The organism is Okeania sp. SIO3B5, assembly GCF_010692555.1.
GTDB lineage: Bacteria > Cyanobacteriota > Cyanobacteriia > Cyanobacteriales > Microcoleaceae > Okeania.
The window spans coordinates 1-7,744 of record NZ_JAAHHG010000475.1 but is presented as its reverse complement, the minus strand read 5'-3'; the positions used below and the strand labels follow the sequence as shown (position 1 = coordinate 7,744).

General features: G+C 38.3%; 5 protein-coding genes. 1 reads left to right on the top strand and 4 read right to left on the bottom strand.

The features are described 5' to 3' along the window. Positions 1-94: 94 nt before the first annotated feature. Positions 95-2,350, bottom strand: coding sequence for a hypothetical protein (locus F6K54_RS35870; protein ID WP_293088577.1), 2,256 nt, complete (start codon positions 2,348-2,350; stop codon positions 95-97). 1,076 nt (positions 2,351-3,426) lie between these two features. On the opposite strand from F6K54_RS35870, the gene F6K54_RS35865 reads away from it, so the two are divergent. Next, on the top strand, positions 3,427-3,570 hold the full coding sequence (locus tag F6K54_RS35865; protein WP_293088575.1) for a hypothetical protein: 144 nt from the start codon (positions 3,427-3,429) through the stop codon (positions 3,568-3,570). Positions 3,571-3,837: 267 nt separating this feature from the next. Here the strand turns inward: F6K54_RS35865 and F6K54_RS35860 are convergent, their stop codons facing one another. The 3 genes from F6K54_RS35860 to F6K54_RS35850 form a co-directional block, all read right to left on the bottom strand. Then, the gene (locus F6K54_RS35860) at positions 3,838-4,260 is read right to left on the bottom strand and encodes a hypothetical protein (protein WP_293088573.1); all 423 of its coding nucleotides are present in this window, start codon (positions 4,258-4,260) and stop codon (positions 3,838-3,840) included. Positions 4,261-4,545: 285 nt separating this feature from the next. Beyond that, complete coding sequence (locus tag F6K54_RS35855) at positions 4,546-5,148, bottom strand: RNA polymerase sigma factor (protein ID WP_293088571.1); 603 nt, start codon at positions 5,146-5,148, stop codon at positions 4,546-4,548. A 1,062-nt stretch (positions 5,149-6,210) separates the two neighbouring features. Next, a complete protein-coding gene (locus tag F6K54_RS35850; RefSeq protein ID WP_293088569.1) occupies positions 6,211-7,476 on the bottom strand; it encodes a tetratricopeptide repeat protein in 1,266 nt (421 codons plus the stop codon). Between the last annotated feature and the right edge of the window lie 268 nt (positions 7,477-7,744).

Here is a 7,744-nt window from a genome sequence, read left to right as displayed (position 1 = left end):
TCTAGGAGGTAAACCAGTTGCGGGCAAGATGCCCGCACTACAAAGACTTTACCATTTATATTTGTACCTCATCTACCTGCAATCTGCTGTATAACTATCTAGCAGGTTTGCCCATGCGAAATAGCACTGTAAAAGTATTATCGGTTATTACAATATTATTTCCAAAAGGATCTTGACCATAATTATATTCCTGATTTTGCCAATTCAAAGATAGAGTCGGACTATTATATTTATTATTCAGTTGCCAAGTTACACTGGCACCATAAACAGAGCGGCTAGAGGTTTCATCAACTGGTGCGAAGTAACTAGAGAAAGTAACAGTTTTGAGGGGACGAATACTGAACTCTAACAATAAGCGGTCCTCAAAAGAATTGGGTATAATATCACCAAAATAGTAGGTGACACCAACAGAAGCTATTCCCCAATTCAAACGAGCGCTAGCAGCAAGTTCACTAGCAGGTGAATTATTGACAATATCGCCAATTCTAGTATCTCTATCTATAGCATAGTTGAAGAATGCTGAGAAGGTTAAATTAGCATTTTTACTAATACGAAAACCTTTAGCGACATTGCCAAAAAGTTGGCTGTAATAATCTCTGTCTGGGTTAGTGTAACCGATACCTCCAGCACGAAAACTCCAACCATTTACCGTGCTGATGGTGTAGTCAGCACCCAGGTAGAAATTGACTTTTTCAGAGGCAATGACGCCAGTATAGTAACGGAAAACATCTTGAGTACCCGTCCAATTTCCGGTAAAGCTCAGATGGGGAGAATAACTGGTTTCCTCCTGATAGATACTTTCTCTGATAAAGTTGGCATCTTGTTGTAAAAAGCTGAGATATACTTGGGCATAAAAATCTTGGAGGTTGGCAGTAGAAAATGTGTCTTGATTAACTGCTGAATCTAATTCGATATTGCTTTCTGCTCCACCTTCCGATCCTGCCGTGGCGATCGCTACTTGTGGACTTGTGGGGTCATAGAATGTACGGCCTTCGTTAATACTGCGGTCAATGATGGGGGAAAAACCTAACCAAATACTATGATAACTTCCTCTGGGAACTTGCTTTAAACTGGTGATATCAGGTGTTAAACTTTTTGCTCTCCCGACTCCAGCGGAATAGATGGTAAAACTGCTGCTGGGTAAACGAGTGTTATTAGCTGCTAAAAATAAATAGCGGTTAATATTAGAGTTAACAGCATTTTCACTGCCTTTTAAGTCGGGAATGATATCGGGTAAAAATTGTGCCCCTGCTTGAATGGCTCTATTTAGTCCCCGGTTTTCATCATCAAAAAACACGGTAAAACCATGAATTGTCCGTCCGATAGCTGCTTCTGTATCGTTAGCTTTGACGACTTGACGAACTCGTGATATTGTGGTAGCGATCGTGTAGTCATTTTCTTCTTCTCGTTCAATTTCAGTTTTTTGAGATTGGGTGTTTCCCGGAAAAGCACCTGCATTGGGAAAAAACAAATCTACTCCAATAGGTTGACTGCTTGTTCCTCCTTGAAAACCGGGAAGTTTGATAAAAGCTAAGGTTTCTGGTGTGACAACATCTCCTACTTGGGAACTTTGTAAGATGCGAGTGGGTACTAAAAATTCTGAGTCTATGCTGTTGCGATCTGTAGCTAAACCAGGGGTGTAGGTACATTTTTGGTCGTTGGGAGTATCGGGAAAAAAGCAAGCTGCTGTTAAACTCAGTTGAATTTCTGTTCCGGTGAGGGTTTTGGGTTCAATTGTTCTGGTGGTAACTTTTCTGTCTAGGGGAACTGTTCGCAGTTGGAAATAAGTAGCTTTTTGGTCTACAGTATAGATGTTATCGCGGGTTATGCTTTCGATGACTCGACCGTTAAGTTTGAGGGTGCCGTTGAAAAAGGTGTCATTGTTGGCAGTGTCGGCAAAAGTTTGGGAAGTATTAAATTGCCATTTCGTAAGGTGACTGATGGGAATATTGTTAAGGGGTAAACTTGTGGTGAGGGTGTTAATTTTTTCATCCGGAGCGATGCGCGGCGGAAGAATATAATCTGGGTTTGACGGTGTGGTTGAATTTTTCGGCTTTTTATTTAATGAAGGTGCTGCGGGGTTGGGTTCGGATGCTAAATTTTGTGATGGCGGAATAATATAATCTGGGTTTGACGGTGTGGTTGAATTTTTCGGCTTTTTATTTAATGATGGTGCTGTAGAGTTGGGTTCGGGTGATAAATTTTGTGATGGGGGTTTGAGGTCTGTTGCTGAGGTAGACCATTGAGGAATTTCTGCTAATGCTGAAGTTGAGTATGCTGTAGTTAAAATGGTGGAAATGACAGCAAAGTTTTTCGTGAGGGTAGCGGTGAATTGGGAAAAATTGCTCATTATTGTGGATGTCGCGAATTCGGTTCGAGTATATTTATTGATACGGGGTATTCCACTTTGGTGAGGTACAATCACGCGAGCAAGATGCTCGCACTGATAAAATTTAATTATTAATATCTGTACTTCATATACTTGGAATTTGCTGTAAAGAAGTTAATGAAATGTAACGCACCGTCTATGCCGAATATTTCTATCCGAATATTTCGGTTTTTTTTACATCAAAAATTTGTTTGTTATAGCGCTACCCATTAAGGTGTTCGACATAAATAGAAGCTGAAACCCTTTTGTATTCCCCTGTTGCTTGTTGCCTTGCGCTATAATAAGTGTGTCAGTCCAGTAGGGTGCGTTAATGAAATGTAACGCACCGTCTATGCAGAATATTTCTATCCCTGAATATCCTTCACCAGAACAGGTTCTGCCATAAATCTCCCTTTATAGCTTCCCATTACTTCTGGCAGTCCAGTAGGGTGCGTTTTGCTGTCGCATAACTCCGTTAACGCTCCGCGACATGAAAATGAAATGTAATATCATGTCCGGATAATTAGTTATAAAAAAACTTTCTCCTTCAACTCCAGTTCTTCTTCCTTCTTCTTTCTTCCCTCCTGACTCCTGACTCCTGACTCCTGACTCCTCCGTCGTTATTTATTTATCACTGTTCAACCGGACATGATATAACGCACCGTTTATCCCAAATATTTCGGTTTTTTTACATCAAAAATTTGTTTGTTATAGCGCTACCCATTAAGGTGTTCGACATAAATAGAAGCTGAAACCCTTTTGTATTCCCCTGTTGCTTGTTGCCTTGCGCTATAATAAGAGATGACTTCGGCTTAGTTAAGGTTTGCCGAAGAAAGCTAAAAAACAGGATAGATAAGGCTTAGGAGCTTTTTATATCAGGACTTACGCAAAGGCACTATACATAGAGTTCAGGTGCGTTACGCTACCGCTAATACACCCTACTAATAGCGTTGATGCGTAAGTCCTGTATATTCAATTTATCTCCTAGTTTATAGCTCTTATTGGCATCAATTTACTGAAATTTTCTGCTGAAATTCAAGAAAATTTCTTCACATAAAATGGCCGAAACCGTTGCTTGTTCACCACAAATCGACCCGTCCCCGCGTCACCGCGTCCTACCCCTTTGCTTGTTGCCTGGCAATGGCACAAGAGCATCATTGCCAGGGGTGAATATTTGTAGTGGTGTGGCACACCTAAAATGATGAGATAGAGTAGTGCGAACATCTTGCTCGCGTTTGTTCTCTAGCGAGGGAGACGTTGGCGCTTACGCGCACGCTACGCAAACGCACTACCCAAAACTAGACTACCAAATTAGCTGTACAAGGCCAGTAGGTTTGCTTTCATGCTTCAACCCAACATCAGGATATTTGTAGGTTGGGTTGAAGTTGAGACACAATAGTATTTGGTGTTGGGTTTATCCTATGGATAAGCTGGCGCTAACGCACTCACTGAACCCAACTACTCAACTACTATGGAGCTTCAACCACGGAATTACCACCAGCAGTACCAAGTTTCACATCAACAGTTCCAGCACTAAAGGTATTAGTTTGTGGGTTAGCTTTGTCAGCATCTGCAGTAGTCGCAACACCGAAACCAGCAGTACTGCCGACAGTCGTGAATTGCTGTATGCCAGCACTACCCAACGCCCAAGCAGAGTTCTGTAAACCATTAGCATTGGCAGCATCGTAGTTAAAAGCAGCAGCAGAAGCATTTTCCTTACCTACCGCAGCAGACACAGCTACACCTGTAACATTATTATTTGTATCAAGAGTGAAAGCCGTACTACCAGCGATACCACCTTCACCTGCACGAGCAACAGTGGCAAAAGCCAAAGTATTGAAAACAAGTAAACCACCAGCTATAGTTAAACGACGAACGATTGTATTTTTCATTTGGAACTCCAAGATTGTTTTTTTGTCTTCTATTAGTAAGACTGTTTTGGCTGGCAAATTGTGAATTTTTTTTTAAGAAGTGGGAAAAAATGTTGCAATAGTAGGTGTAGGTTCCCTTCTCTTCAGATAAAACTGCCTTCTAGGTTTTCTCTAGAACAACAATTTTTGTTTGCAACTCTTGAGGTGGGGAATTTTCTAATTTTCCAGACTCACCAACAGGAATTTCATCAAAATAAGTGGATCTAACACCCTGCTTTTTAAGGCAAAATGTTTTTGGAAGCTTGCTCAAATCCCCCCGTTACAAAAACAACTTCTGACTTCTGACTTCTGACTTCTGACTTCGTTAAATTCCTTATACTTTTTTCGCAAAATAGCTCGTGCTTGAGAAATTCGTTTGCGGACATTAGGGTAAGAAATATTCAGCTCTGTAGCTATCTCTTGATAAGAGTATTGTTTCTCAAAATAAAGAACAAAAGTTTCCCGTAGTTTCTTTGGCAGATCCTCAATGGCCAAGCAAAAAAATTTTTCCAATTCTTGCTGCGTAGCAGCAAGAATTGGATTTTCTCCTGGAGTTACTATATCTGCTGACGACGCAATTAACTCTACATCTTCAACCTCTAGAAAATTGCCCTTGCTTTTCTTAAGTATATCCATGCAGAGGTTGTAGGTTAGTTGAGCGAACCATGCTTTAAAATTCTTAATTGCTTTGACGGACTGTCCTATTTTTTCCCTAGCTTTGAGCATGGCCATACTCAGAGCATCTTCTGCTTCTGTGGAGTTGCCTCCCATCCATCTGACACAGCAACGGTAGAGATAGTCTTGATGCTCTTGCCATTCTTGCCAAAATACCGAATCAATATCCGCAGTCCTTTTGTGTCTATCCAACATTTTAAGTTTTTATTCAAAACAACACATTTTGGTAGACACCCTGTTTTTTTTTCAATTCAATAGGAAGTATATTGTTATTTAACAACCGGATTTCCTATAGTTAAGTTTTTAACTTTTGTTAGCATTATTAATTACTGACTTAATTGTTACTTATCAGGATAAAAATTTAAAGATTTAGTAAAGTTATAGATACAGGTTATTTCGGTAAATTTACTGAGAAGTTCTTCTTAAAAAGATAATCTTTTCTATTCTAGCGATCGCTATTTCAATAATTGATAATTGATAATTGATAATTACCTCTCCCTAAAAGGAAGAGTATTGAATAAAAGGAAAATATTTTCTTGTTTCTCCTTTAAAGGAGAGGCTTTAAACCTTAATTAGTAAGCATTCAGCAGTCAGCCATCAGCTATCAGCTATTAACTCATTATCATACTAGAGAGGAATTATCCACTAAGGGGAATTAAAATTCATTAATGAAAGGATATTTCATCAAGGATAGGTACTCCCGTCGTGGGCAAGATGCCCGCACTACAAAGACTCGAACGTTCATTTTTATATCTCATATATCTGCAATCTACTGTCATTAATTATCTTGTAAGCATTCAGCTATTAGCTGTCAGCTCTCAGCAATAAGACTCTGCTTTTAAGGACATAGTTTAAATGAATATAGACTTTAACGACTTTTGTAGTAAGATTAATTCGGGTGCATCTCAATTTTGAATAAAGCCAAAAATTTGTCGCTTTTAGGCAACAGGCAACAGGCAACAGGCAACAGGGAATATATAGGAAAAAAGTATTTTTGCAAATATGAGATTCACCCATTAATTCTAGCTCAATTAATACAGCTTTAAAGCCACACGAAAAGCAATAGCTAATAGCTGACGGCTGAATGCTTACCGAATTATTAATTATTAATTATTAATAATTAAATAATTCTGGTTTAAAGCCTCCCCTTTTAAGGAAAAATAAATAATATCTCCTGATATTCAATTCCGTAACGGTTTTAACCAGAGGTAATTATCAATTATCCATTATCCATTATCAATTAATGAAATTATCTTACTATTGCTGATAATCAGATATAACTTTTTCCAAATACCAAATCCTATCTCTTCCAGGATATTTTTCTCGAACTTTTGCGATTAATCTTTCTGCCATTTCCCAATGCCCACCAACCATTTTTAAAAGTTTTTGTTGTAGTTGTTTATATTGATTATCTTCATTAAAATCCCGATTTTGACTAGGAACAGTTCCCTGAATTTTCTTCAAATTATCTAAGGTTTTTTTATAATTATTCCAATCTTCAGCATCCCCAAATAATTTAGCAGCATTCTGATAATCATCTATGGCTTTTTTCATTTCTTCTAAACGGGAATAAACAATGCCTCGATGATAAAAAACTTTGGCTTCATTAGGGTTAATTTTTAATGCTCGTTCATAATCTTTCATTGCCTCTTGATACGCTCCCATATCCCGATAAGTATTTCCCCGACTTAGATAAATAAGTGAATTATTCGGTTCAAATTTTAAAGCCGCATCAAAGTCAGCGATCGCTCCTTTAAAATCACCCATTTTACTGCGAATTATCCCTCGGTTTTGATAAGCTAAAACATCTTGATCGTTAAATTGCAAAGCTTGATTAAAATCTGATATTGCCCCTAAATTATCCCCTTGTTTATAACGAATAATTCCTCGACAACAATAGGCTTGAGAATCTTCTGGATCTACTTGTAAAGCCCAGTTTAAATCTGCTATTACTCCCTGGCGATCGCCTTTTTCAAATTTTCTTAAAATCTTAGTTAAAAATGTTTTACTATCACCTTTTTGGAGATTATTTTCAATTTTTACAGCAGTAGTAGATACAGATTGTATTTGTTTAATATTATCCAAACATTTCCGACAATTAACTGCATCTTTCTGTTCTAAATACAATTCTGCTCCTCGCTTAAAATTATCTATGGCATCTGCTTGATTATCTTGTTTACGATAAGCATTACCTAACAATTTATATGCCGGAGCATAGTCATTATTAATAGTAATTATTTGATTAGCATCTGCAATAGTTGCCGAAATATCTTTTACTGCCAACTTAGCAATACCACGAGCTAAATAAGCATCTATATAATTAGGATTAATTCCTAAAGCTTGAGTATAATCATCGATCGCTTCTTTGTTATTTCCTAAATCAAACTTTGCTAAACCTCGGCCATAATAAGCTTCAGCAAAATTAGGATTAATTTCTATAACTCGACTAAAATATTGAATTGCTGCCTGATAGTCTTTAGCACGAGATTTTGCTATTGCTTGCTTATAAATTTCTTGTTCCATTAAATTCTAAATTAATTGTTTTATGAATAATCTTAGCATTTATTTGAAAGAAGAAGGAAGAAGGAAGAAGGAAGAAGAAAGAAGGAAAAAGTGGATAGGTACTCAAACCCCTTCTTGAGTAGCTAGAGACGTTGTATGCAACGTCCGTACAGGGAGAGAACCCACCCCTCGCCCCTCCCCCTCCCAGTAGCAGGGCTGTTTCATTCTCGATAGACACGGGGACACGGAGACACGGAGACGCGGAGACACGGAGACACGGAGACGCGGG